The 24,937-nt window shown below is 69.9% G+C and carries 22 protein-coding genes and 1 pseudogene; 1 reads left to right on the top strand and 22 read right to left on the bottom strand.

Annotated features, from left to right (window positions below):
* Positions 1–36 precede the first annotated feature (36 nt).
* The 21 genes and pseudogenes from atpD to DVA86_RS20480 all read right to left on the bottom strand — a co-directional run.
* Entirely contained in the window at positions 37–1,491 is a 1,455-nt protein-coding gene (gene atpD, locus DVA86_RS20580) for a F0F1 ATP synthase subunit beta (RefSeq protein ID WP_208880356.1), read from the bottom strand.
* A 2-nt stretch (positions 1,492–1,493) separates the two neighbouring features.
* A complete protein-coding gene (locus DVA86_RS20575) occupies positions 1,494–2,426 on the bottom strand; it encodes a F0F1 ATP synthase subunit gamma (RefSeq protein ID WP_208880354.1) in 933 nt (310 codons plus the stop codon).
* A gap of 2 nt (positions 2,427–2,428) precedes the next feature.
* Positions 2,429–4,000: a F0F1 ATP synthase subunit alpha gene (gene atpA, locus DVA86_RS20570; RefSeq protein WP_208880352.1), complete on the bottom strand. Its 1,572-nt coding sequence runs from the start codon at positions 3,998–4,000 to the stop codon at positions 2,429–2,431.
* A 130-nt stretch (positions 4,001–4,130) separates the two neighbouring features.
* The gene (locus tag DVA86_RS20565; RefSeq protein WP_208880350.1) at positions 4,131–4,946 is read right to left on the bottom strand and encodes a F0F1 ATP synthase subunit delta; all 816 of its coding nucleotides are present in this window, start codon (positions 4,944–4,946) and stop codon (positions 4,131–4,133) included.
* Complete coding sequence (locus DVA86_RS20560; RefSeq protein ID WP_208880348.1) at positions 4,943–5,506, bottom strand: F0F1 ATP synthase subunit B; 564 nt, start codon at positions 5,504–5,506, stop codon at positions 4,943–4,945. Before DVA86_RS20560 ends, DVA86_RS20565 begins: the two co-directional genes overlap by 4 nt.
* Before the next feature lie 41 nt (positions 5,507–5,547).
* Positions 5,548–5,784 carry an ATP synthase F0 subunit C gene (atpE, locus tag DVA86_RS20555; protein ID WP_208880346.1) on the bottom strand — a complete coding sequence of 79 codons (237 nt, stop codon included), beginning with the start codon at positions 5,782–5,784 and terminating at the stop codon, positions 5,548–5,550.
* A 73-nt stretch (positions 5,785–5,857) separates the two neighbouring features.
* A complete protein-coding gene (atpB, locus tag DVA86_RS20550; RefSeq protein ID WP_208880344.1) occupies positions 5,858–6,691 on the bottom strand; it encodes a F0F1 ATP synthase subunit A in 834 nt (277 codons plus the stop codon).
* 216 nt (positions 6,692–6,907) lie between these two features.
* Positions 6,908–7,357, bottom strand: coding sequence for a Cg1360 family ATP-synthase-associated protein (locus DVA86_RS20545; RefSeq protein ID WP_208880343.1), 450 nt, complete (start codon positions 7,355–7,357; stop codon positions 6,908–6,910).
* A gap of 294 nt (positions 7,358–7,651) precedes the next feature.
* Positions 7,652–9,085: an MraY family glycosyltransferase gene (locus DVA86_RS20540; protein ID WP_208880341.1), complete on the bottom strand. Its 1,434-nt coding sequence runs from the start codon at positions 9,083–9,085 to the stop codon at positions 7,652–7,654.
* A gap of 162 nt (positions 9,086–9,247) precedes the next feature.
* Complete coding sequence (locus DVA86_RS20535; protein ID WP_208880339.1) at positions 9,248–9,919, bottom strand: arsenate reductase/protein-tyrosine-phosphatase family protein; 672 nt, start codon at positions 9,917–9,919, stop codon at positions 9,248–9,250.
* On the bottom strand, positions 9,916–10,563 hold the full coding sequence (locus DVA86_RS20530; protein WP_208880337.1) for an L-threonylcarbamoyladenylate synthase: 648 nt from the start codon (positions 10,561–10,563) through the stop codon (positions 9,916–9,918). Before DVA86_RS20530 ends, DVA86_RS20535 begins: the two co-directional genes overlap by 4 nt.
* Positions 10,564–11,403: a peptide chain release factor N(5)-glutamine methyltransferase gene (gene prmC / locus DVA86_RS20525; protein WP_208880335.1), complete on the bottom strand. Its 840-nt coding sequence runs from the start codon at positions 11,401–11,403 to the stop codon at positions 10,564–10,566.
* A 99-nt stretch (positions 11,404–11,502) separates the two neighbouring features.
* Entirely contained in the window at positions 11,503–12,585 is a 1,083-nt protein-coding gene (gene prfA / locus DVA86_RS20520) for a peptide chain release factor 1 (protein WP_208880333.1), read from the bottom strand.
* A gap of 108 nt (positions 12,586–12,693) precedes the next feature.
* Entirely contained in the window at positions 12,694–12,918 is a 225-nt protein-coding gene (rpmE, locus tag DVA86_RS20515; protein ID WP_208880331.1) for a 50S ribosomal protein L31, read from the bottom strand.
* A 152-nt stretch (positions 12,919–13,070) separates the two neighbouring features.
* Complete coding sequence (locus DVA86_RS20510) at positions 13,071–14,186, bottom strand: LCP family protein (RefSeq protein WP_208880329.1); 1,116 nt, start codon at positions 14,184–14,186, stop codon at positions 13,071–13,073.
* Positions 14,187–14,668: 482 nt separating this feature from the next.
* Positions 14,669–16,669 (bottom strand): transcription termination factor Rho, encoded by a 2,001-nt coding sequence (rho, locus tag DVA86_RS20505; protein WP_208880327.1) that lies wholly within the window; start codon positions 16,667–16,669, stop codon positions 14,669–14,671.
* Positions 16,670–17,049: 380 nt separating this feature from the next.
* Positions 17,050–17,982 carry a homoserine kinase gene (thrB, locus tag DVA86_RS20500; protein ID WP_208880325.1) on the bottom strand — a complete coding sequence of 311 codons (933 nt, stop codon included), beginning with the start codon at positions 17,980–17,982 and terminating at the stop codon, positions 17,050–17,052.
* 413 nt (positions 17,983–18,395) lie between these two features.
* Positions 18,396–19,523, bottom strand: coding sequence for a threonine synthase (gene thrC / locus DVA86_RS20495; protein WP_208880323.1), 1,128 nt, complete (start codon positions 19,521–19,523; stop codon positions 18,396–18,398).
* A gap of 17 nt (positions 19,524–19,540) precedes the next feature.
* Positions 19,541–20,833 carry a homoserine dehydrogenase gene (locus DVA86_RS20490; RefSeq protein ID WP_208880322.1) on the bottom strand — a complete coding sequence of 431 codons (1,293 nt, stop codon included), beginning with the start codon at positions 20,831–20,833 and terminating at the stop codon, positions 19,541–19,543.
* 179 nt (positions 20,834–21,012) lie between these two features.
* A complete protein-coding gene (lysA, locus tag DVA86_RS20485) occupies positions 21,013–22,443 on the bottom strand; it encodes a diaminopimelate decarboxylase (protein ID WP_208880320.1) in 1,431 nt (476 codons plus the stop codon).
* Between the two features lie 18 nt (positions 22,444–22,461).
* Positions 22,462–22,644 (bottom strand): annotated as a pseudogene (locus tag DVA86_RS20480) (DALR anticodon-binding domain-containing protein); the annotation flags it as partial.
* A gap of 482 nt (positions 22,645–23,126) precedes the next feature.
* Here DVA86_RS20480 and DVA86_RS20475 point away from each other — a divergent pair.
* Complete coding sequence (locus DVA86_RS20475) at positions 23,127–23,366, top strand: hypothetical protein (RefSeq protein WP_208880318.1); 240 nt, start codon at positions 23,127–23,129, stop codon at positions 23,364–23,366.
* Positions 23,367–23,585: 219 nt separating this feature from the next.
* On the opposite strand, the gene DVA86_RS20470 is transcribed toward DVA86_RS20475, so the two are convergent.
* Positions 23,586–23,762: a hypothetical protein gene (locus DVA86_RS20470; protein ID WP_208880316.1), complete on the bottom strand. Its 177-nt coding sequence runs from the start codon at positions 23,760–23,762 to the stop codon at positions 23,586–23,588.
* Between the last annotated feature and the right edge of the window lie 1,175 nt (positions 23,763–24,937).

Raw genomic sequence — 24,937 nt, 5'->3', positions numbered from 1 at the left:
GTCTAAAGGACCCGCCCCCGCCGCGGGGCGTACGGGTCAGGAGACGCCGAGCTCCTTGGCGTTGGCCTTGAGGTCCTCCAGGCCACCGCACATGAAGAACGCCTGCTCCGGGTAGTGGTCGAAGTCACCGTCGGCGATCGCGTTGAACGCGGCGATCGACTCGTCCAGCGGCACGTCCGATCCGTCCAGACCGGTGAACTGCTTCGCCGCGTGCGTGTTCTGCGACAGGAAGCGCTCGATCCGGCGGGCGCGGTTGACGACCAGCTTGTCCTCTTCGCCGAGCTCGTCGATACCGAGAATGGCAATGATGTCCTGGAGGTCCTTGTACTTCTGCAGGATCCCCTTGACGCGCGAGGCGCAGTCGTAGTGGTCCTGCGAGATGTAACGCGGGTCCAGAATCCGGGACGTCGAGTCCAGCGGGTCGACCGCCGGGTAGATGCCCTTCTCGGAGATAGGACGCGACAGCACCGTGGTGGCGTCGAGGTGCGCGAACGTGGTCGCCGGCGCCGGGTCGGTGAGGTCGTCAGCGGGCACGTAGATCGCCTGCATCGAGGTGATCGAGTGACCGCGGGTCGAGGTGATGCGCTCCTGGAGAACGCCCATCTCGTCGGCCAGGTTCGGCTGGTAGCCCACCGCGGAGGGCATGCGGCCGAGCAGCGTGGAGACCTCGGAACCGGCCTGGGTGAAGCGGAAGATGTTGTCGATGAAGAACAGCACGTCCTGCTTCTGCACATCGCGGAAGTACTCCGCCATGGTCAGACCGGCCAGCGCGACCCGGAGGCGGGTGCCCGGCGGCTCGTCCATCTGACCGAAGACGAGCGCGGTCTGCGGCAGCACCCCGGACTCGGTCATCTCGTCGATGAGGTCGTTGCCCTCACGGGTGCGCTCACCGACGCCGGCGAACACGGAAACGCCCTCGTGCAGCTTCGCCACACGCATGATCATTTCCTGGATGAGGACGGTCTTGCCCACACCCGCGCCGCCGAACAGGCCGATCTTGCCGCCCTTGACGTACGGGGTCAGCAGGTCGACGACCTTCAGACCGGTCTCGAACATCTCGGTCTTCGACTCGAGCTGGTCGAACGCCGGGGCCTTGCGGTGGATCGGCCAGCGCTCGGTGACCTCGGACTCGGCCTCCGGCTCGTTCAGGATCTTGCCCAGGGTGTTGAACACCCGGCCCTTGGTGACGTCGCCGACGGGCACGGTGATGCCCTCGCCGGTGTTGGTCACCGGCGCCTGGCGGACCAGGCCGTCGGTCGGCTCCATGCCGATCGCGCGGACCACGCCCTCACCGAGGTGCTGGGCGACCTCCATGGTCAGGGTCTTCTTCTTGCCGTCCTGGGCCGGGTCGGCGATCTCGACGGTCAACGCGTTGTAGATCTCCGGCATCGCGTCGACGGGGAACTCCACGTCGACCACCGGGCCGATGACCCGCGCGACGCGGCCCGTCGCGCCGACGACCTCTGGGGCCGTCTCAACAGAGGTAGTCATGATTACCTGTCACTCCCCGCGGAAGCGTCGGCCAGCGCGCTGGCACCACCGACGATCTCGCTGATTTCCTGGGTGATGTCGGCCTGTCGGGCCGCGTTGGCAAGCCGCGTGAGCGACTTGATGAGCTCTTCGGCGTTGTCGGTCGCCGACTTCATCGCACGCCGTGTGGCGGCGTGCTTGGAGGCGGCGGACTGCAGCAGCGCGTTGTAGATGCGGCTCTCGACGTACCGCGGGAGCAGCGCGTCGAGTACGTCGTCGGCCGACGGCTCGAAGTCGTACAGCGGCAGGATCTCCTTGCCGCGCTGCAGCACCTCGGCCGAGTCCTCCGCGGACTTGGCGAAGGTGAGTGGCAGCATCCGCTTGTCCACCGGGCTCTGCGTCATCATCGAGAAGAACTCGGTGTAGACGATGTGCAGCTCGTCCACGCCGCCCTTGGCCGCGGTGTCCGCCTTGATCGACTCGATCAGCGGCTCCGCGACCATCTTCGCGTCGGCGTACGACGGGCTGTCGGTGAAGCCGGTCCAGGACTCCTGGACCGCGCGGTTCCGGAAGCCGTAGTACGCCACGCCCTTGCGGCCGACGACGTAGTGCACGACCTCCTTGCCCTCACCGATGAGCCGGTTGGTCAGGTGCTCCGCCTGCTTGATGGCGTTGGAGTTGTAACCACCGGCCAGTCCGCGGTCGCTCGTGACGAGCAGCACCGCGGCCCGGGTCGGGCGCTCCACCTCGGTGGTCAGCCAGTGCTCGGTGTTCGAGCCGTAGGCCACCGCCGTGACGGCGCGTGTGAGCTCCGTCGCGTACGGCTCGGAGGCCGCCACCCTGCGCTGCGCCTTGACGATGCGCGAGGCGGCGATCATCTCCATCGCCTTGGTGATCTTCTTGGTCGCAGTGACGGACTTGATCCGTCGCTTGTAGACCCGGGTCTGGGCACCCATGCTCAGTCCTCGCCCAGCAGCTTGCCGTCCGCCGTCTCGAACTGCTTCTTGAAGGCGGTGACCGCGTCGTCCAGCGACTGGATCGTGTCGTCGGACATCTTGCCGCCCTCGACGATGCTGGTCATCAGCGACTTGTGCTCGCGGTGCAGGTAGTCCAGCATCTCGCGCTCGAAGCGGCGGATGTCCTCGACCGGCACGTCGTCCATCTTGCCGGTGGTGCCGGCCCAGATGGAGACGACCTCGTCCTCGGTGGAGAACGGCGCGTACTGCGGCTGCTTCAGCAGCTCGACCATCCGCTGACCGCGGGCCAGGGAGGCCTTCGAGGCGTCGTCCAGGTCGGAACCGAAGGCGGCGAACGCCTCCAGCTCACGGAACTGCGCCAGGTCGACGCGGAGCCGTCCGGAGACCTGCCGCATCGCCTTGTGCTGGGCGGAGCCGCCGACTCGGGAGACCGAGATGCCGACGTTCAGCGCCGGGCGCTGGCCCGCGTTGAACAGGTCGGACTCCAGGAAGCACTGGCCGTCGGTGATGGAGATGACGTTGGTCGGAATGAACGCCGAGACGTCGTTCGCCTTCGTCTCGACGATCGGCAGACCGGTCATCGAGCCCGCACCCATGCCGTCGGAGAGCTTCGCGCAGCGCTCCAGCAGCCGGGAGTGCAGGTAGAAGACGTCGCCCGGGTACGCCTCGCGGCCCGGCGGGCGGCGCAGCAGCAGGGAGACCGCGCGGTAGGCGTCGGCCTGCTTGGAGAGGTCGTCGAAGATGATCAGGACGTGCTTGCCCTGGTACATCCAGTGCTGGCCGATGGCCGAACCGGTGTACGGCGCCAGGTACTTGAAGCCGGCCGGGTCGGACGCGGGAGCCGCGACGATCGTCGTGTACTCGAGCGCACCGGCCTCCTCCAGCGCACCGCGTACGGACGCGATGGTGGAGCCCTTCTGGCCGATCGCCACGTAGATGCAGCGGACCTGCTTGTCCGGGTCGCCGGTACGCCAGTTGTCACGCTGGTTGATGATCGTGTCGACACCGAGCGCGGTCTTGCCGGTCTGCCGGTCGCCGATGATCAGCTGACGCTGGCCGCGGCCGATCGGGGTCATCGCGTCGACGGCCTTGTAGCCCGTCTCCATCGACTCGTGCACCGACTTGCGGTCCATGACCGTCGGCGCCTGCAGCTCGAGGGCGCGGTTGGCCTCGGACTCGATCTCGCCGAGTCCGTCGATCGGCTTGCCCAGCGGGTCCACGACGCGGCCGAGGTACCCCTCGCCGACGGGGACCGACAGCACCTCACCGGTGCGCTGCACCGGCTGGCCCTCCTCGATACCGCTGAACTCCCCGAGGACCACCGCACCGATCTCGCGCTCTTCGAGGTTGAGGGCGAGGCCGAGGGTGCCGTCCTCGAACTTCAGCAGTTCGTTAGCCATGGCCGAGGGAAGTCCCTCGACCTTCGCGATGCCGTCGCCGGCAACGCTGACCGTCCCGACCTCTTCGCGCGAGGCCGCGTCCGGCGTGTACGACTGGACAAAGTTCTCCAGCGCGTCCCGGATCTCATCCGGCCGGATCGTGAGCTCCGCCATCTGGGTTCCCTGCTCTCCTTGTTGGGCCCGTAAGTTGCCTCGGGTTCTGGGCCGTGCCCAGAAGGTCCCTTGATACGGCCCAACTCGGGCCGCTGGTCATGCTTGTTGAGTTGGTGTGCGGCTCGTGCCGTCAGCCGGCCATCCGCCGCTGTGCCTCTTCGAGGCGGTCCGCGATGGAGCCGTTGATGACCTCGTCGCCGACGCGCACCGCGATCCCGCCGAGGACGTCGGGGTCCACGTCGAGGTTGAGGTGCACCTGACGCCCGTACAGCGTGGCGAGCGCCGCGCTCAGACGCTCCTTCTGCCGGTCGCTGAGCGGCACCGCGGAGGTGACGACCGCGACCGAACGGTCCCGGCGTTCCGCCGCCAGCTTCGAGAGGGCCTCGAGCCCACCCTCCAGGCTACGTCCACGCGGCTGACTCACAAGACGCGTCACCAGCCGCTCGGTCGCGGGCCTGGCCTTGCCGCCCAGCAGCGTGTGCAGCAGCTCGGTCTGTGCCGACGCCGTGGCCGTACGGCTGGTCAGTGCCGCCCGCAGATCGGCCGAGGAGGCGACGGTCCGGCCGAACCGGAACAGCTCGTCCTCCACGTCCTCCAGCGTGCCCGCACGCTCGGCCGCGATGAGGTCGGCGGTGTCCGCCAGCTCCTCCAGCGCGTCCACCAGGTCGCGGGACCGCGACCAGCGGGACCGCACCATGCCGGACACCAGGTCGGTGGCAGAGCCGCCGACCTGCCCGCTCAGCAGGCGCCCGGCCAGCTCGGCCTTGGCCTCCCCGCCTTGCGCCGGGTCGGTCAGGACCCGGCGCAGCGACACCTCGCGGTCGAGCAGCGCGGTGACGGCGGCCAGCTCGTCGGCGAGCGCCGTCGCGTCGGCGGACGTGCTGTCCGTCAGCGCGTTCAGGTTCTCGCGTGCGGCAGCCAGTGCCTCGCGGCTCGCTCCGTTCATCGTGCGGCTCCGGTGGACCCCGCCGTCGACTGAGCGTTCTCCTCGAGCTCGTCAAGGAAGCGGTCGATCGTACGGCTCTGCCGTGCGTGGTCCTCGAGAGACTCCCCGACCAGCTTGCCGGCCAGCTCGGTCGCGAGCTTGCCCACGTCCTGGCGGAGCGCCTGCGCGGCCTGCTTGCGGTCGGCCTCGATCTGGGCGTGCCCGGCAGCGATGATCTCCTCGCGCTGCCGCTGACCCTCCGCGCGCATCTCGGCGATCAGGTCGGCACCGCGCTGCTCGGCCTCGCTGCGCATCCGCGCGGCCTCGTGCCGTGCCTCGGCGAGCTGCGCCTTGTACTGGTCGAGCGTCTGCTGTGCCTCGAGCTTGGCGTCGTTGGCCTGCTCAATGCCGCCCTCGATGGCCTCTCGGCGCTCTTCCAGAACCTTGTTGATGTTCGGAAGGAGCTTCTTCCAGAGGAAGAAGAAGACGATGCCGAAGGCGATCAGGCCGATGACGAGCTCGGGGACCGGCGGGACGAGGGGATTCTGTTCCTCGGCCGCCGTCTGTACCAGGGCGATCACATCAGTGCCTTTCGTCGAAAAAGGGTAGTCGTTCGGCTACCTCAGTAGACGAACGGCATCACGATGCCGATGAGGGCCAGGGCCTCACAGAAGGCGAAACCGAGGATCTGGTTCTGCCGGATCAGCCCGGCGGCCTCGGGCTGGCGGGCCAGGGCCTGGGTGCCGTTACCGAAGACGATGCCGACGCCGATGCCAGGGCCGATGGCGGCGAGGCCGTAGCCGATGGAGCCGATGTGGCCTTCGACGCCACTGGCAGCGATGGTCTGGAGAGCGGACATGCCGGTTCTTCCTTCTCTTTCACGATCCGATGGGGGTTGGCCACCGGAAGTTCGGTTGGTCGGGGGTAGGGGCTCAGTGGTGCTCGGCGAGCGCGCCTTGGATGTAGGTGCAGGTCAAGAGGACGAAGACGTACGCCTGGACGGCCTGGATGAACAGCTCGAACGCGGTCATCACGACGGCCATCAGGAACGAGACGCCGGCGTAGGCGATGCCGAACCCGTTCAGCAGGTACCAGGTTGCGATGGTGAACATCACGATCAGCAGGTGCCCGGCGAACATGTTGGCGAAGAGCCGGACCGCGTGAGTGAACGGCCGCACCAGCAGGTTGGAGAAGAACTCGATCGTCATGGCCAGCGGCAGCACCGGACCGAGTGACTTGTCGTAGCCGGTGAAGTTCTTGAACGCGCCGACGAATCCGTGCCTCTTGAAGGTCAGCGAGACCCAGAGGATGTAGACGATGGCCGCCAGCACCGCGGGGAAGGCGATGATCGACGTCACGGGGAACTGCGCCAACGGGATCACGGACCAGAGGTTCATGATCCAGATGAAGAAGAACAGCGCGACGACGAGCGGTACGTACTTCTCGCCCTCTTTCTTTCCGAGCGTCTCGTAGACGACCCCGCGGCGGATGAAGTCGTAACCCGCCTCGCCGACCATCTGCAGCTTGCCCGGGACCACCTTCGGCTTGGCGAAAGCCGCCCAGAAGAACCAGACGATCGCCACGGAGCCCAGCAAGGCCAGCAGCATCGCCTTGTTGAACTCGAACCCGCCGACCTCGAAGAGCGGTTTAAAGACGAAGGAGTGCAAGCCCGGCGAAACGGTACTGAAGCCGCATCCATCGAAGATGTGGCAATCGGTCTCGAAGGCAAGCGTCTGGTCAGCACTCACCGCGAGCTCCTTCTGCATGGCGCATGGATACGGCTACCTCGATGTGTCGGCGCGGCGCGGGGCCGCGGAACGGCACTGGACTGGTCTTGCGAATGTGGCGGCGGCTGATCAGTGAGCGGGGCTGTCCGTCCCATGCCGTGGAGCACGACAAATCAGCCGTCTGCACCTGCTGCGCCGCAGTTGGGAACGGACCATAGCAGTTGCCCGGGCGTCCCCTCGTCCCGCCCCTGTCGATCATGAATTCGCCCCCGTCGCAGAGGCTTTGGCGGTCGTGTCACCGTCGTCCGTGCTGTCGGGATCGACATAAAGGATCTTCGCCTTCATGTGCGCCCTGCCCTGTGCGGCAACCCACACCAGGGTGGCGCCGAGCAGCGTCAGCCCGAACGACTTGGTGTCGAACAGCGTGGTGTCCTTGAACAGCGCGAGGACGATCGCGAGCAGCAGGATCTGCGTGGTGTAGAGCAACAGGCCCATGGCCTGGAAGAGATGGGGATAGGACTTCGCGACCCTTTGCAGTACGAAAAGGCCGAGTCCCATGAAAAGGACCACGACGACGGCGCCGAAGAACCCGCCGATCGCACCCTTGCCCCCCGCGAACACTCCGCTCACGACCGCGCCCACCACGCCCGCGAGGGCGGTCGGCACGGCGCAGTGAAGCAACATGCGAGCATCGTTCGGCTGCACGGGAATTACTCCGGGGAGTCGGGGGCGTCTGTCGTCGCTGACGAGCGTATCCCCGGCATGGAGGACGCCGTCCTCGAGGGACGCCCGTCCGCCGGAGGACCGTCGCACTGCGGTCCTTCGGTCTGTCACCGGGTTTCGTGAACGGTATCACAAACTATTTGATGAGGTCTTTACCTGCCAGTGTGCTGCACCTCACACGACCGTGCGGGCGGGTGTGAACTCGCAGGCCCCAGACCGTTTGTCCGCTTTGCTGCGCTTCATCTCCGCGCCGCCCGGACCCCGTTCCCCTTTACGTTACGAAGCGCTATCGATCTTCCGGCGCCGTGTGAAGCGGGCTCGGTCGCCGATGGCCGTCGAGCCGTGCAGCCCCGCGAGCGCGGGCTCCCGCTCCTCCGCGGTCGCTCCGGCGCCCGCTCCGGCGGCGGGCCTGGCACCCGTACGCGTACGCGGGCCACCGCCGTTGGCGCCGCCCGTGACCGGGGCCGGCTCCCCCGCGCCGGCCGACTCCCGTTCGCCCGCCGGGACTTCGGCGTGCGCCGCCGCCCCGTCGGCCGCCGGGGCGCGCCGGTAGCGCGGCGGCACCAGCCGCCGGGCCCAGTCCGGCACCCGCGGCGTGAACCGCGGCAGCAGCAGGATCATCAGCCCCATGGCGCTCAGCAGCACCACCATGAGAACGATCACAAGGCTGGACGACTGTACGGAGAAGGCCACCGCGCCGAAGGCGATCAGCGCCGACCAGAAGTACATGATCAGCACGGCCCGGCTGTGCGAGTGCCCGATCTCCAGCAGCCGGTGGTGCAGATGCCCGCGGTCGGCGGCGAACGGCGACTGCCCGTTCCAGGTCCGCCGTACGATCGCCATCACCAGGTCCGCGATCGGCACCGCGATGATCGTCAGCGGCAGCAGCAGCGCGGGCATGTACAGCGGCACGTTCGTGTGCACCGCGGAGCGCTCCGAGCCCGCGTGCTCGACCATCAGGTCGGGGTCGACCTGGCCCGTGATGGACACCGCACCGGCCGCCAGCACCAGCCCGATCAGCATCGACCCGGAGTCGCCCATGAAGATACGGGCGGGGTGCATGTTGTGCGGGAGGAAGCCGAGGCACATGCCCATCAGGATGGCCGCGAAGAGCGTCGCGGGAGAGGCGGCCTCGATGCCGTAGCCGTACCAGATCCGGTAGGCGTACATGAAGAACGCCGCGGCGGCGATGCAGACCATCCCCGAGGCGAGGCCGTCGAGGCCGTCCACGAAGTTGACGGCGTTGATCGTGATCACGACCAGCGCGACGGTCAGCAGCGTGCCCTGCAGCGGCGTCAGCGCGACGTTCCCGACACCGGGCACCGGCAGCCACAGGATCGTCAGGCCCTGCAGCACCATCACGCCCGCGGCGATCATCTGGCCGCCGAGCTTGACCAGGGCGTCCACGCCCCACTTGTCGTCCAGCACGCCGAGCAGCCAGATCAGCCCGGCGCCGGAGAGCAGCGCGCGGGGTTCATCGGAAAGCGTGAACACCTCGCCGATGTTGGTGAGTTGCGAGGCGACCACCAGCCCCGCGCAGAGCCCGCCGAACATGGCGATACCGCCGAGCCTCGGCGTCGGCTCGCGGTGCACGTCGCGCGCCCGGACCTGCGGCATCGCGCCCGCCGCGATGGCGAACTTCCGCACCGGCCCGGTCAGCAGATAAGTCACCGCGGCCGTGACGCACAGCGTCAGCAGATATTCACGCACGGGCTCCCCAGGGGTCTCGCCGGCAACTCAGGCCCACAACTCTAAGACACCCGCCAGCCGGATTCGGTTCTGTGTGCCGTGAAACGTGTGCCGTTCCACGTGCTGTTCTGTGTGCTTTCCGCGTGCCGCACGCGGCCTTCCCCCGTACGCGGCCGGCCCGCGCTACGTACGCGCCGGCACTCCCGTGAGCGCCGTCACCACCGGGTCCAGCGCCTGGCTGATCTCGTCGCCCACACTCCGGAAGTACGGGATGGGCGCACCGTACGGGTCGTAGATCTCGTCCGCCTCCGGGCTCGGCGCCAGCAGCCACCCCCGCAGCGCCGCCGCCGCCTGTACGAGCGCGCCCGCCCGCTCCACCACGCTCACCGCCGTACGGGGCGCGGGCAGCGTGGCGGGGTCTATCGCGCGTACGAGCCGAGTGAACTCCTTGAGCGTGAACGTACGCAGCCCCGCGGAGTGCCCCATCGAGATGACCTGCGCCCGGTGGTCCCGGGTGGCGGTGAGCACCAGGTCGGCCCGTATGACGTGCTCGTCCAGCAGCTCGCGGGCGAGGAAGCCGGCCGGGTCCGCGCCGTGCTCCAGCAGCACCGCCGCGGCGTGCTCCTCCATCGGCGCGCCCTCGTGGCCCCAGGTGCCGGCGCTCTCCACCACGATGCCGCCGCTGCGGGCGCCGCCGAGCCGGTCCGCCAGGGCATGGCGGGTCAGCCGCTCGGTGAGGGGCGAGCGGCAGACGTTGCCGGTGGAGACGTGGAGGATCCGGAAGACGTCGGGTCCGGTGTTTCCGGGGTGTTCAGCCTGTGCCGGTATGCCACGCCCGTCGGGCGGGGTCGTCAATTCCCCACCTCGAGGTCCGGTACGACCTTGCGCAGCTCCTCCGCGCTGATCGCGCCCGCGCGCAGCAGCACCGGCACGCGGCCCGTCACGTCGACGATCGAGGACGGCACCGGCTCGGCGGTCGGGCCGCCGTCCAGATAGACGGAGACGGACTCGCCGAGCATCTCCTGCGCGGCGTCGCAGTCCTGCGGCGCCGGGTGCCCGGTCAGGTTCGCGGACGAGACGGCCATCGGGCCGAACTCCGTGAGCAGTTCGAGGGCCACCGGGTGCAGCGGCATCCGTACGGCGACGGTGCCGCGGGTCTCGCCCAAGTCCCAGGTGAGCGACGGCTGGTGGTTCGCGACCAGGGTCAGCGCGCCCGGCCAGAAGGCGTCCACGAGCTCCCACGCGAGCTCGGAGAAGTCGGTGACGAGCCCGTGCAGCGTGTTCGGCGAACCGACCAGCACCGGCGACGGCATGCCACGGCCGCGCCCCTTGGCCTCCAGCAGATCGCCGACGGCCTCCGCGCTGAACGCGTCGGCGCCGATGCCGTACACGGTGTCCGTCGGCAGCACGACGAGCTCGCGGCGGCGCACCGCCGAGGCGGCTTCGCGCAGACCGGACCTGCGGTCCGTCGCGTCCGTGCAGTCGTAACGGCGTGCCATCTACGGCACCTCCCTGCGTGCTGTGGCGAATCGGGGGCGGTTGTTCAGGTCCGGGTGGTCGGCGGCGTCCGCCCAGCCGCGGTCATCCGCGAAGATCCACGGCACTTGGCCCCCCTGGGTGTCGGCGTGCTCCACGACCACGACGCCGCCGGGCCGCAGCAGCCGGTGTGCCGTGCGCTCCAGTCCGCGGATGACGTCGAGACCGTCCTCCCCGGAGAACAACGCCAGCTGGGGATCGTGGTCGCGGGCCTCCGGGGTCACATACTCCCACTCGGTGAGCGGGATGTAGGGCGGGTTCGCGATGACGAGATCGACCTGGCCGTCGAGTTCGGGGAAGGCGTTCAGCGCGTCCCCGTGCCGCAGCGTGACCCGCGAGCCCTCGGTGTTCCTGCGGGCCCAGCCGTACGCGCCTTCGTCCAGCTCCACCGCGTACACCCGCGACCGGGGCACCTCCTGGGCCAGCGCGAGCGCGATGGCGCCGGAGCCGGTGCACAGGTCGACGATCAGCGGCTCGGCCGAGTCCATGGCGCGTACCGCATCTATCGCCCAGCCGACCACGGACTCGGTCTCCGGGCGCGGCACGAACACCCCGGGGCCCACCTGGAGTTCGAGGTACCGGAAGAACGCGCGCCCCGTGATGTGCTGCAACGGCTCGCGCGCCTCGCGCCGGGCCACCGCCTCCCAGTACCGCGCGTCGAAGTCGGCGTCGCCCACGCGGTGCAGCTCACCGCGCTTGACGCCGTGTACGAACGCCGCGAGCTCCTCCGCGTCGAAACGCGGCGACGCGACTCCGGCGTCCGCCAGCCGCTGCGTGGCCTGCGCCACCTCGGCGAGCAGCACGGACTGCGCGTACGTCCCGCGGCGAAGCTGAGGGTCGTGTTGCCCTCCGGGAGATGGCTGCACTTCTGGTGTCCTCCACCCAATCCGTCAGTCCAGCGCTTACTGCGAAGCTGCCAGCTTGGCAGCCGAGTCGGCGTCGACGCATGCCTGGATCACCGGATCCAGTTCACCGTCGAGCACCTGGTCCAGGTTGTACGCCTTGAAGCCGACCCGGTGGTCGGAGATCCGGTTCTCCGGGAAGTTGTACGTACGGATGCGCTCCGACCGGTCCACCGTACGTACCTGGCTGCGGCGGGCGTCCGACGCCTCCTTCTCCGCCTCCTCCTGGGCCGCGGCGAGCAGCCGGGCGCGGAGGATCCGCATGGCCTGCTCCTTGTTCTGGAGCTGGCTCTTCTCGTTCTGGCACGAGACGACGATGCCGGTCGGCTCGTGCGTGATGCGCACCGCCGAGTCGGTGGTGTTGACGGACTGGCCGCCGGGCCCGGACGAGCGGTAGACGTCGATCCGCAGGTCGTTGGGGCTGATCTCGACGTCCACGTCCTCGGCCTCGGGCAGCACCAGGACGCCGGCCGCGGAGGTGTGGATACGGCCCTGCGACTCGGTGGCGGGCACCCGCTGCACGCGGTGCACCCCGCCCTCGTACTTGAGCCGGGCCCACACTCCCTGGCCGGGCTCGGCGCCCGCCTTGGCCTTGACCGCGATCTGCACGTCCTTGTAGCCGCCGAGATCCGACTCGTTCGACTGGATCAGCTCGGTCTTCCAGCCGGTGCGCTCGGCGTACCGCAGATACATCCGCAGCAGGTCGCCGGCGAACAGCGCGGACTCGTCGCCGCCCTCGCCGGCCTTGACCTCGAGGATGACGTCCTTGTCGTCGCTGGGGTCGCGCGGGACGAGCAGCAGCCGCAGCCGCTCGGTCAGCTCCTCCCGCCGCGCCTCCAGGTCCTTGACCTCCGCGGTGAACTCGGCGGCGTACTCCGGGTCGTCGGCGGCCAGTTCGCGGGCCGTACGGATGTCGTCCCCGGTCTGCTTCCAGGCGAGGTAGGCGGCGATCACGGGGGTCAGCTCGGCGTACCGCTTGTTGAGCGCGCGGGCGCGTGCCTGGTCGGCGTGGATCGTCGGGTCGGCGAGCTGCTTCTCGAGGTCGGCGTGCTCGCCGATCAGTTCCTCAACCGCCTCGAACATCGTGTCTTCCCTTGTCTGGACGGTGTGCCGGTGCCGGTGCGAGTGGGCAAAAAAGCGCCGGTCCGGCCGCCCTCGGTCGGGCGGCGGAGGACCGGCGCTGTCGGGTCGCTACTTCGAGCCGGACCCGGCCTTCTTGCCGAAGCGGGCCTCGAAGCGGGCCACACGGCCGCCGGTGTCGAGGATCTTCTGCTTGCCCGTGTAGAACGGGTGGCACTCGGAGCAGATGTCGGCGCGGATGGCGCCCTCCGCCACGGTGCTACGGGTCGTGAACGAGGCTCCGCAGGTGCAGCTGACCTGGGTCTCCACGTAATCGGGGTGGATGTCGCGCTTCAAGGTGTCTCCTAGGTTCGGGAGGGCGCCGGGTCGCGATGCGGATTGCGTCGCGTGAACCGGAGCCGACGTACCAGTCTGCCACTACTGGCCGTACCCCCCAAAACCGGGGTGCGGAACGGTTTATTCCAGGAGAACGAGCCCGTCGGCGGCCCCTAGCGCACGACTCCGTCTATGTCGCTCTCGTCACCGGCGGTGTTCTTGGTGGCGGACTTCGGTATCGGCCGGTCGTGCTTGACCGCCGTCCACACCTGCCGGCTCTTGCGCTCCATCGGCAGCACCCGGTTCGGGTTCGCCGGGTCGTACTCCACCGGCATCGTCACCATCCGGATGTCGTCCGACTTGATGCCCTTGAGCGTCTTCGCCAGCCCCGTCAGATCGCCGACCGAGTCCAGCTCGGAGTCGGTGGTCAGCGAGGAGGTCGCGGTGTCGGCCAGGTCGAACAGCTTCTTGGGGTTGCCGAACAGCCCGATGCTGTTGACCTGGTCCATCAGCGCCCTGATGAACGCCTGCTGGAGCTGGATGCGCCCCAGGTCGCTGCCGTCCCCGACGGCGTGCCGGGTGCGTACGAGACCGAGCGACTGCTCGCCGTTCAGGCTGTGCGTGCCGGCGGACAGGTCGAGGTGGCTGTCCTTGTCCTTGATCGGCTTCCGCACGGTGACATCGACGCCGCCGAGCGTGTCGATCAGGTTCTTGAAGCCGGAGAAGTCCACCTCGATGTAGTGGTCCATGCGGATGTCGGTCATCGACTCCACGGTCTTGACGGCGCAGGCGGGGCCGCCGACCTGGTACGACTCGTTGAACATCGCCTGCCGCGCGGCGGGCGCCGTCTTGCCCTCGCCCTTGTCGCAGCTGGGGCGCTGGACCATCGTGTCGCGCGGTATCGAGACGATGCTCGCCTTGTCGCGGTCCTTGTTGACGTGGACGATCATCGCCGTGTCGGCGCGGGCCGTGCCGTTGTCGTCGCCGCCGAACCTGGCGTTGTCCCCGGAGCGCGAGTCCGAGCCCATGACGAGGATGTCCATCGAGCCGTTCCCGGTGTCCTCGGGGCGGTCGGTGCCGAGCGCGGCGTTGATGTCGATGCCCGAGATGTTGCCGTTCAGCTTGAAATAGACGAAGCCGAGGCCGAGGCCGCCGAGGAGGACCATCCCGGCCGTCGTCCAGACCAGCGCCGTGAGAGCCCGGCGCCGGGCCGATCGGGGCCTGCGCCGGCGGCCCCCGGAGCGGCCCGCTGCCGCGCCGTACCCGCCGGTGCTGTCCTCGTCCGCCATCGTCTCTTCTCTTCCCTCTCGGCTGGTCCGCCAGACCTTCGTGACCTCTGACGCGATGTCGTGGGGAACGGTCGCACAACGCGTGATGAAGACCAGATAACCAAGATCGTCCGGACCGCCCGTGCCAACAGGGTGTGTTATCCCTTCTACCTGCGACGACGTACCCGCGCGCGGCGAGTCCAGTCCGTACGGGCGGGGGTGCGGGCTGTGGTCAAGCTCTCAGCCGAGCGGGTTGCGTGGTCCGGGACGCAACGCGAGGGCCGCCCCACCGGTGTGGTGGGGCGGCCCTCGCCTGCGCCGTTCGAGTGAGGCCGCAGCCTCAGTCACCGCCGTCCGTCAGCCCTCTCGGAGCGTCAGTCGCCGCCGTTGCCCGGCGTCGGCGTCGTCTTCTGGAGCCCCGCTCTCACTGCGCCCCTCGCATTGCTCGGCCCCGGGGGCCTCCCAAGCTTCGGCACGCTGCGCCGGACTCCGTCCGCCGTCCGTCAGTCGCCGCCGTTGCCCGGCGTCGGCGTCGTCTTCTGGATCTGGAGCAGGAACTCCGCGTTCGACTTGGTCTGCTTCATCTTGTCCAGCAGCAGCTCGACTGCCTGCTGCTGGTCGAGGGCGTGCAGCACCCGGCGGAGCTTCCAGACGACACCGAGCTCCTCGCTGCCCATCAGGATCTCTTCCTTGCGGGTGGAGGACGCGTCCACGTCCACCGCCGGGAAGATGCGCTTGTCCGAGAGCTTCCGGTCCAGCTTGAGCTCCAGGTTTCCGGTGCCCTTGAACTCCTCGAAGATGACCTCGTCCATGCGCGAGCCGGTCTCCACCAGCGCCGTGGCGATGATCGTCAGCGAGCCGCCGTCCTCGATGTTCCGCGCGGCGCCGAAGAACCGCTTCGGCGGGTACAGCGCGGTCGAGTCGACACCGCCGGACAGGATGCGGCCGGACGCCGGCGCCGCGAGGTTGTACGCGCGGCCCAGGCGGGTGATCGAGTCCAGCAGCACGACGACGTCGTGGCCCAGCTCCACCAGCCGCTTGGCCCGCTCGATGGCCAGCTCGGCGACCGTGGTGTGGTCCTCGGCGGGGCGGTCGAAGGTCGAGGAGATGACCTCGCCCTTCACCGACCGCGTCATGTCGGTGACCTCTTCCGGACGCTCGTCCACGAGGACGACCATCAGGTGGCACTCGGGGTTGTTGGTGGTGATCGCGTTGGCGATCGCCTGCATGATCATGGTCTTGCCGGTCTTCGGCGGGGCCACGATCAGCCCGCGCTGCCCCTTGCCGATGGGCGACACCAGGTCGATGATCCGCGTCGTCAGCGCGCCCGGGTCGGTCTCCAGCCGCAGCCGCTGCTGCGGGTAGAGCGGAGTGAGCTTGTTGAATTCCGGGCGGGCCTTGCCGCCGTCGGGCGTCACGCCGTTCGCCGAGTCGAGACGGACGAGCGCGTTGAACTTCTCGCGCCGCTCCCCCTCGCGGGGCTGCCGCACCGCTCCGGTGACGTGGTCGCCCTTGCGCAGGCCGTTCTTGCGGACCTGGGCGAGCGAGACGTACACGTCGTTCGGGCCCGGCAGGTAGCCGGAGGTCCGCACGAAGGCGTAGTTGTCGAGGATGTCGAGGATGCCCGCGACCGGGATCAGCACGTCGTCCTCGGAGACCTGCGGCTCGCCGCCGCCCGCGAAGTCGTCGCGGCCGCGACGGCCCCGGCGGTCGCGGTAACGGCCCCGGCGGCCGCGGCGGCCGCCCTCGAAGTCGTCCTCGTCGCGGCGGTTGCCGCCGCCACCGCCGCCGCCCTGGCTCTGCTGGCCGCCGCCGTCGGCGTTCTTGTTGCGGTTGCGGTCCCGGTCCCGGTCCCGCTGGCGGTCGCGCTTGGACGGGCGGTCCTGCTGCTTGCCGGCGTCGCCGCGCGCGTCGCCCTTGCCGCCGTCGCCGCCCTTGCCGTCGCTCCTGGCTCCGTCGGAGCCCTTGGCGTCGGCGTCCTGGGCGTCCTGCCGGGGCGCCTCGGTCCTGCCCTCGGCGGTGTCCGCGGCGGCCTCTGCCTTGCCGTCGCCCTTGGCGCGGCGGCTGCGGCGCTCGTCGGCGGGCTGGCCCGGAATGTCGATCTGCTGCTGGGCCGCGGACTGCTCGCCCGCGTCCGATTCGGACTCGCCCGTACGCGACTTGGACGTCGCACGGCGCTTCGGCTTCGACTCGGCGGCGGTGTCGCCGGCGGCGGTCTTGGTCTGCTTGGCCTCGTCAGCGGGCGCGGTCGCGGAGGCGGTGCCCGAAGCCGCACCTCCGCCCGCCTGCTTCTCCTTGATGACCTCGATCAGCTGGCTCTTGCGCATGCGCGCGGTGCCCTTGATGCCGAGGCCGGAGGCAACCTGCTGGAGCTCGGCCAGGACCATGCCCTCGAGCCCGGTGCCCGAACGCCGCCGCTTGGGGGCGGCAGGAGCGTCCGTGGCGGACGCGTCGGCAGCGGTGCTGTCGGGGTTCACGCCCATCAGATCGGTGGTGTCGCTCACGAAGGGTCCTTCCCTGGAGCGGGCGTCGGCCTGTCTGGCTCGGCGACCGGTTGTGCTGTCCGGCTGCGGTCCCTCCGATGCGAACCGGGCCGGGGCGGTGGTTCCGCCTATGTCTGTGGCGGAGAAATCAGTTCATGGTTCGGCGCGATCCTGTTTGACATGGATCCATCACGCCAGTTCCGGAGCGTGCACATCACTGCTCGGCAGGCTGCTCAGGCAGTGTGGGAGGCTCCCGGAAGAAGGGGTGATCCCTGACAGGGACACCGTGCACCGCACTCTACGGGCCAGTGGTACGACCCTGGAGACTGCGAGTGCAGACTTGAGGTTAACACTACCGGATCCAACAAACATTCCCCCTCTCGAAGACCGGCAATCAGGTGTCACTGAGATGTGCCGCCCGCGTTGAGCGGCAGCACGCTGGCACCCGTGGTGTCGAGCGCCAGACGGTTCGCTGTCCAGTTCTTCCCCGCCAGTCGCGCGATCTTGTCCGCCGCGCCGTCCTCGGCGAGCGCCAGGACCGTCGGCCCGGCCCCGGAGATCACCGCGGGCACGCCGTCCGAGCGCAGCCGGTTCACCAGCGCGATGCTCTCCTCCATCGCCGGCGCCCGGTACTCCTGGTGCAGCCGGTCCTCGGTGGCCGGCAGCAGCAGCTCGGGACGCCTGGTCAGCGCCTCGACGAGGAGCGCCGCGCGGCCCGCGTTGGCCGCCGCGTCCACGTGCGGAACGGTACGCGGGAGCAGCCCGCGCGCCGTTTCGGTGGGCAGCGGGTGCGCCGGCACGAAGACCACCGGGGCGATCGACTCCGCGGGTGCCATACGGATCGCGCGCGCCACCCCCGACTCGCTCCACGCCAGCGTGAACCCGCCGAGCAGGCACGCCGCGACGTTGTCCGGGTGCCCCTCGATCTCGGTGGCGAGCTCGAGCAGCGCCCGGTCGTCGAGCCGCGCCTCGCCCCCGGTCGTGACCGCGCGAGCGGCGATGATGCCCGCGCAGATCGCCGCCGACGACGACCCCAGGCCGCGGCCGTGCGGGATGCGGTTCGCGCACACCACCTCGAGGCCCCGCGGCTGCCCGCCGAGCAGGTCGAACGCGGTGCGCAGCGACCGTACGAGCAGGTGGTCCTCGTCCCTGGGCAGGGTGTCCGCGCCCTCGCCCGCGATGTCGATGTGCAGGCCGGTGTCGGCGACCCGGACGACCACGTCGTCGTAGAGGCCCAGCGCCAGGCCCAGCGAGTCGTACCCGGGGCCGAGATTGGCGCTGGTGGCAGGGACACGCACCCGTACGGCGGCTGCGCGGAACGCTGGACCGGCCATCTTTCGATGACTCTCCTCGTTGGATTGCGGCTCGATAGGACGTGCAGTGGGGCTGCGGCAACCCCCCTGTGGACCGCGGCAACCTTGCCGGACCGGTCGCTGACCCGACGCATTCTCGTACGTGTGTGGGACCGGGGTGAATGCCAGCCTATCGAAGGAAGGTTCACCTGCGACATAGGGCGCACAGGAGGCGCACGAAGCGTGTCGTCGCGGGCCCGTGCGCTCGGCTCATCCGCGCGGCGGCCGCGGACGGGTCCGGGGGCACGCGGCGGCACCCGTGAGCGCCGCCGGGACGGGCGCGGGCGGCCGTACGGGCGCGGGCCGCCGCCGTACGGGCCGGAGCTGCCGTACGGGCCGGAGCCGCCGTACGGGCGGCGCCGGCGGTCCGTGCGGAGCCGCCGGGGCCGCAACGTTCACGCCAGGCCCAGCCGTTCGGCCGCCGCGTCCGCGTCGACCGGGACCGTCACCGGCTGCGGGGCGCCCGCCACGGCCCAGTCCGGGTCCTTGAGGCCGTTGCCCGTGACGGTGCAGACGATGCGCTGCCCGGGGTCGACCAGGCCCTGCTCGGTCGCCTGCAGCAGTCCGGCCACGGAGGCCGCCGAGGCGGGCTCCACGAAGACGCCCTCCTCCGCCGCCAACAGCCGATAGGCACGCAGGATCTGACGGTCGGTCACCGAGTCGATGAAGCCGCCGGAGTCGTCACGCGCGCGCTCCGCCTGCTGCCAGGACGCGGGGTTGCCGATGCGAATCGCGGTGGCGATCGTGCTCGGCTCCCGCACCGGCTCGCCCAGCACGATGGGCGCCGCGCCCGACGCCTGGTACCCCCACATCACCGGGGTACGGGTGGCGGGACCGCCCGTCGTACGGTCCGCGTACTCGCGGTAGCCCTTCCAGTACGCAGTGATGTTGCCCGCGTTGCCGACCGGCAGCACATGGATGTCCGGGGCGTCCCCGAGCATGTCGACGACCTCGAAGGCCGCCGTCTTCTGACCCGCGATACGGGCCGGGTTCACCGAATTCACCAGTGCGACGGGGTACTTCTCCGAGAGCCCGCGCGCAAGCGTCAGGCAGTCGTCGAAATTCCCCTCCACCTGAAGGATCTTGGCGCCGTGCACGAGCGCCTGCCCCATCTTCCCCAGGGCGATCTTCCCCTGGGGCACGAGCACGGCGCACACCATGCCGGCCCGCACCGCGTACGCCGCGGCCGAGGCGCTCGTATTGCCCGTGGAGGCACAGATGACGGCCTGTGCGCCGGCCGCCTTCGCCTCCGTGATGGCCATCGTCATGCCCCGGTCCTTGAAGGAGCCGGTCGGATTGGCGCCCTCGACCTTGAGGTGTACGTCGCAGCCGGTCCGCTCGGAGAGGACGCGGGCCGGTACGAGCGGGGTGCCGCCCTCGCGGAGGCTCACGACCTCGGTGTCCGGGCCCACCGGCAGCCGGTCGCGGTACTCCTCGATGATGCCGCGCCACTGCCGGGAGGTCGCCGGCGCCGGCCCCGGAGGGGCGGCGGCCGCGGGCGGTACGGGAGGCGTTCTGTCCATGATGCTCATTATTTCCCTTATTCCCCTTCGACCCGCATGATGCTGGCGACGCCGCGGACGGTGTCCAGTCTGCGCAGTGCCTCGACGGTCGCGCTCAGGGCGGCGTCGGGGGCCCGGTGGGTGACCACCACGAGCCAGGCGTCACCGTCCTTGCCCTGCTGGCGGACGGTGTCGATGGAGACGCCGTGCTCCGCGAAGATGGTCGCGACCTGGGCGAGGACGCCGGGCTTGTCCGCGACGTCCAGGCTGATGTGGTAGCGCGTGACGACCTCGCCCATGGGCGAGACGGGCAGCTGCGCGTACGCCGATTCGCCCGGCCCGCGCGCGCCGTTGAGCTTGTTGCGGCAGGCGGCCACGAGGTCGCCGAGCACCGCGGAGGCCGTGGGCGCGCCGCCCGCGCCGGGCCCGTAGAACATCAGCTGGCCCGCCGCGTCGGACTCGACGAACACCGCGTTGTACGCCTCCCGTACGGACGCCAGCGGGTGGCTCAGCGGGATCATCGCGGGGTGCACCCGCGCGGTGACGGAACGGCCGTCGGCGGCGCGCTCGCAGATCGCGAGCAGCTTGACCGTACAGCCCATGCGCTTCGCCGAGGCGATGTCGGCGGCCGTGACGTCCGTCAGCCCCTCGCGGTGCACGTCGTCCAGCCGGACCCGGGTGTGGAACGCGATACCGGCCAGGATCGCGGCCTTCGCGGCGGCGTCGAAGCCCTCCACGTCGGCGGTGGGGTCGGCCTCCGCGTAGCCGAGGGCCGTGGCCTCGTCGAGCGCCTCGGAGTAGCCGGCACCGCTGGAGTCCATGCGGTCGAGGATGAAGTTGGTGGTGCCGTTGACGATGCCGAGGACGCGGTTGACCTTGTCGCCCGCGAGGGACTCGCGCAGCGGCCGTACGAGCGGGATGGCGGCGGCGACGGCGGCCTCGAAGAAGAGGTCGCCGCCGTGTTTTTCCGCCGTCTCGTGCAGTGTCGAGCCGTCCTCGGCGAGCAGCGCCTTGTTCGCCGTCACCACGCTGGCACCGTGCTCGAAGGCCGAGGTGATCAGGGCGCGGGCGGGCTCGATGCCGCCGATGACCTCCACCACGACGTCGATGTCGGGACGGCTCGCGAGCCCCGCCGCGTCCGTGGTGACCAGGCTCGGGTCGACGCCCGCGCGGACCCTGCCGGGGCGCCGTACGGCGATGCCCGCCAGCTCGACCGGCGCGCCGATCCGGGCGGCGAGGTCGTCCGCGTGCGTCGTCATGATGCGTACCACCTCTGAGCCGACGACCCCACAGCCCAGCAGCGCCACCTTCAGCGGACGCGTACGCATCATTCGACCTCGCTCACTTGTCAATCGTGGTGGAGTCAGTCTCACGCACCGGTCGGCAGTTTCCATGCCGATTCCAGGATGTGGGACACAGATCTCGCCAACCGACACGGACCTCCTCGTACGGGAGGCACCCGTGTCTGCTGCGCGCCGGCTGCCTTTTCGGCCTGTCAGCCTGTCGGCTGTCAGCCGACGTCCAGGCGCAGCAGGTCCTCCTCCGTCTCGCGGCGGAGGATCACCCGCGCCGCACCGTCCCGTACGGCGACGACGGGCGGGCGCAGCGCGTGGTTGTAGTTGTTGGCCATGGAACGGCAGTACGCGCCCGTCGCCGGCACCGCGAGCAGGTCGCCCGGCGCCAGGTCGGCGGGCAGGAAGGCGTCCCGTACGACGATGTCGCCGCTCTCGCAGTGCTTGCCCACCACCCGCGACAGCATCGGCCCCGCCGTGGACGCGCGGGAGGCCAGCGCCACCGTGTACTCGGCGTCGTACAGCGCCGTACGGATGTTGTCGGACATGCCGCCGTCCACGCTCACGTACGTCCGCAGCCCGTCCAGCGGCTTGACCGTGCCCACCTCGTACAGCGTGAACGCCGTCGGCCCCACGATCGCCCGGCCCGGCTCGACGGACAGCCGCGGCACGGTCAGGCCGGCGCCCTCGCACTCGCGCGTGACGATGTCGCGGAGCGCCTTGGCGATCTCCTGCGGCTCGCTCGGGTCGTCGTCGGGCGTGTACGCGATGCCGAGTCCGCCGCCGAGGTCGATCTCGGGGAGTTCGACGCCGTGCTCGTCCCGCACCTGGCGCAGCAGCCCCACCACGCGGTGCGCGGCGACCTCGAAGCCGGAGGTGTCGAAGATCTGCGAACCGATGTGGGAGTGGATCCCGACCAGCTCCAGGCTGTCGAGCTGCAGCACCCGCCGTACGGCCTCCGCGGCCGGCCCGCCCGCGGCGCCCCCGGCACCGCCCGCGCCGCCCGCGCCGCCCGCCAGCGCCAGCCCGAACTTCTGGTCCTCGTGCGCCGTCGCGATGAACTCGTGCGTGTGCGCCTCGACCCCGACCGTCACCCTGATCTGCACGCGCTGTCGCTTGCCGAGCGCGGCGGCGGCGTGCGCGACACGGGCGATCTCCTGGAACGAGTCCAGCACGATGCGCCCGACCCCCTCCTCGACCGCCCGGTGGATCTCCTCGGACGACTTGTTGTTGCCGTGCATCGCGATCCGCTCGGCGGGCATGCCGGCGGCCAGCGCCGTGGTCAGCTCGCCGAGCGAGCAGACGTCGAGGTTGAGGCCCTCCTCGTGCAGCCAGCGCACGACGGCGCGGCAGAGGAACGCCTTGCCCGCGTAGAACACGTCGGCGTCGGCGCCGAAGGCGTCACGCCAGGCGCGGCAGCGGGCGCGGAAGTCGGCCTCGTCGAGGAAGTACGCGGGGGTGCCGAACTCCTCGGCGAGCTGCTGTACGTCCAGCCCGCCGACGGTCACGGCGCCCTCGGGCGTACGGGCGACCGTACGGGCCCAGACGCCCTGGTCGAGCTGGTTCAGGTCGGCGGGCGGCGCGGAGTAGTGCCCTTCGGGCAGTACGTCGGCGTAGCGGGGCCCGGCGGGGTGTGCGGAACGGCTCATGTCTCTTCTCTGATCCCCTCAGAGGTGTGCGGGTGCGGTAACGCCGAGCTGTGCCAGGCCGCCGGCCAGCACCGTCCCGGCAGCCTCGGCGAGGGCCAGCCGGGCACGGTGGGCGGCCTCGGGTTTTTGGTCCCCCTGGGGGAGGGGCGGACAGGCCTCGCGGGCGTCGAAGACGGCGTCGGCGACGGCGAGGAGGTGGCGCCGCCGCCAGCTGGTAGCGGCGGCCGACCTTGTTCAGCTTCCCGCGGGCGCCGGAGGACTTCCGGGTCTTCTTCCCGGTGGCTGAGGTGCGCTCCCCGTCATCGAGCTTGCTCTCAGGGGGATTGGGGGTATCACCGGTAGCAGAAGAACAACAGCAACCACCCTCCATTGGGGTGCAACGCGACCCGGCTGAAACTGCCTCCACACGCCCCTGGCCGACCCTCTTCCCGGCCGTCGGCTTCGCCGCTGACCGCCCTTTCGCAGCCCTTTCCCCGGGCTTCCGGGACAGCGGCTTTCGGACCTTCCGGGCCGCCTTCTTCGCCAGCTTCGCCATGAGCCTTCGACGCGACTCCGCGATCCCCGTCATCCGCCGCGACCGCCCTTCGCCCTCGGTACGGATACCGAGGGCGGCATCGAACTGAGGAGGGATCACCCGCGCGAACTCCGAAGCCCGCGCCCGCTCACCCCGCACCCGCGTTCCCTTGACGACGTACGCCAGCAGCCCGGCCTCGCGCAGCATCGACAGGTGGTACTCCACCGACCGCTCCGACAGCCCCGTACGCCGCACCAGGTACGCCACTCCGGGGCGGCACGGCGAGAGCTGGGAGAGGAGCTGCGCGATCCACACCGTCGTCCGGCCGAACTCACGCGGTCCGTGGGAGCGGCGCGGCACGTACAGCGCGGACCCGGCGACCCAGTGCACCGCCTGCATCCAGGAGTAGCCGTCGAGCGCCGTCCGGCCTGCCGACGTCGACAGCCACTGCTCCACCTCCGGAACCCACAGCGCAGGCAGCACCGCGGGCGCGTTGCCGTCGGCCGACGAACGCGGCGCAGGAACCGCTGTGGCGGCGGCCGCCGCCACAGCACTCACAGCGGACCCCGGACGGCCACCGCCACGGCGGGCGCACCGAACTGCCCGCCGTGGAACAGGGCGTACGGATTCACCGTGCGGTGAGGATCAGGGCGACGGCGCCGATGAGCACCGTGGTGAACCCGATGGCGACCAGTACCGGTGTTCCTGCCCGAGGGTGACGGTGGACCAGATACGCCAGGCCGCCCGCGCCGGACGCGCCGACGAGCACCATGAGCAGCAGGACGAGCAGTTGGAGTGTGGACACCGGAGTGCCCCCCCTTCGAGAGTGCGGACGTCTTCACCCCCTTGGGCCCGGGGCGAGCACACAGACAGCACCGGCTCGCCGGTTCTTTCTGTGGTGCAGCCGCACTCTGAAACAGCCGGGGGCTAGCCCCGCAACTGCGAACTGACCTGCATTTCTGCCGAGACTGGTCATCACGAAGGCCGCCCGTAGCACGCGGGCGGACAAGCCGTGCAAGTCCCCGAGGCCCCCTGAACGGCGTTCGCCGGCAACGGGGAACGCCTGCCGTACGGCCGACCGCGAGAGCGGATGGTGACACGGCATCAGCGCGGGAGACGACAACGAGAGGAGAAGGCACGTCCCGGGCAAGCCGAGCCACCAACCCGGATGTGACAACGCGACGCGGCGAAACAAGCCCGGAAAGGCTCGTGGTAGCCGAGCCGTGGACACCACGTGATGTGATGTCCACCACATCGAACCGGCGTTCTTGTCGATCGGACAACGAAAACTGGGGTACACGGGCACGCCGAAACTGGCGGTGGCCCACCAGGTCGTGCAAAATGACTCCTGTCCGGGGCCCGCCTCGTGACACAACGAAGCCCCTGAAGTGGGCTTCGGTTCTGGGGAAGAACCAATACAAACCGTCCGACCGGCTCCCACCTGGACGGACAGCCCTTCAGAGGCCCTGCCAGGCCTCTGGTGGCAGAAGAGGGCCGCTGGCCTCAGGTGATCGCTACATCACCTGGCAGCTGAGCAGCCCCTCGGGGCGGCAGGAAGACCCGTACACGGGCGCCGCCCCACGTAGACCTACGTCATCCCGACCTCCTCAACGCCAGAGATGCGGGCTGAGGCGTGCGTGGACAGCGCGAACACCCCGCCGAAGTGCCAGCGGACGCATGTGCGGTCGCTGACACCACGGCGGGGTGCTGTGTGTCGAGGAAGGGGTACGGGTACCCTGATCACGTCGGCACCTTTCTGGTTCGAGATGCGAAGGTGTTCGGCGGGCCGTCCGGACCCCCACCACAAGGTCCTTCGGCCGCTGTGGCCCCTCTCGACTTGTCCAAGGTCGATCGACGGGGCCACTTTTCTTTTGATCAATGCTGGGGCCACTGTACCGGTCCCGTGATGTTCGTGAGGCGCCCGGGGAACTCGTGTCGCTGCCATACCCACGGGCGGCAGTTGACGCCCACTCAGGCTCG

It is taken from the genome of Streptomyces armeniacus (assembly GCF_003355155.1).
In the GTDB taxonomy this organism is placed as follows: domain Bacteria; phylum Actinomycetota; class Actinomycetes; order Streptomycetales; family Streptomycetaceae; genus Streptomyces; species Streptomyces armeniacus.
The sequence above is the reverse complement of the archived record's forward strand: the minus strand, read 5'-3'. Positions and strand labels throughout refer to the sequence as shown.

What these genes read in the sequence shown, in the direction of transcription:
- atpD (WP_208880356.1), bottom strand. Translation starts at nt 1,491, where the DNA reads ATGACTACCTCTGTTGAGACGGCCCCAGAGGTCGTCGGCGCGACGGGC.
- DVA86_RS20575 (WP_208880354.1), bottom strand. Translation starts at nt 2,426, where the DNA reads ATGGGTGCCCAGACCCGGGTCTACAAGCGACGGATCAAGTCCGTCACT.
- atpA (WP_208880352.1), bottom strand. Translation starts at nt 4,000, where the DNA reads ATGGCGGAGCTCACGATCCGGCCGGATGAGATCCGGGACGCGCTGGAG.
- DVA86_RS20565 (WP_208880350.1), bottom strand. Translation starts at nt 4,946, where the DNA reads ATGAACGGAGCGAGCCGCGAGGCACTGGCTGCCGCACGCGAGAACCTG.
- atpE (WP_208880346.1), bottom strand. Translation starts at nt 5,784, where the DNA reads ATGTCCGCTCTCCAGACCATCGCTGCCAGTGGCGTCGAAGGCCACATC.
- atpB (WP_208880344.1), bottom strand. Translation starts at nt 6,691, where the DNA reads ATGCAGAAGGAGCTCGCGGTGAGTGCTGACCAGACGCTTGCCTTCGAG.
- DVA86_RS20530 (WP_208880337.1), bottom strand. Translation starts at nt 10,563, where the DNA reads ATGGCACGCCGTTACGACTGCACGGACGCGACGGACCGCAGGTCCGGT.
- prfA (WP_208880333.1), bottom strand. Translation starts at nt 12,585, where the DNA reads ATGTTCGAGGCGGTTGAGGAACTGATCGGCGAGCACGCCGACCTCGAG.
- DVA86_RS20510 (WP_208880329.1), bottom strand. Translation starts at nt 14,186, where the DNA reads ATGGCGGACGAGGACAGCACCGGCGGGTACGGCGCGGCAGCGGGCCGC.
- thrB (WP_208880325.1), bottom strand. Translation starts at nt 17,982, where the DNA reads ATGGCCGGTCCAGCGTTCCGCGCAGCCGCCGTACGGGTGCGTGTCCCT.
- thrC (WP_208880323.1), bottom strand. Translation starts at nt 19,523, where the DNA reads ATGGACAGAACGCCTCCCGTACCGCCCGCGGCCGCCGCCCCTCCGGGG.
- DVA86_RS20490 (WP_208880322.1), bottom strand. Translation starts at nt 20,833, where the DNA reads ATGATGCGTACGCGTCCGCTGAAGGTGGCGCTGCTGGGCTGTGGGGTC.
- lysA (WP_208880320.1), bottom strand. Translation starts at nt 22,443, where the DNA reads ATGAGCCGTTCCGCACACCCCGCCGGGCCCCGCTACGCCGACGTACTG.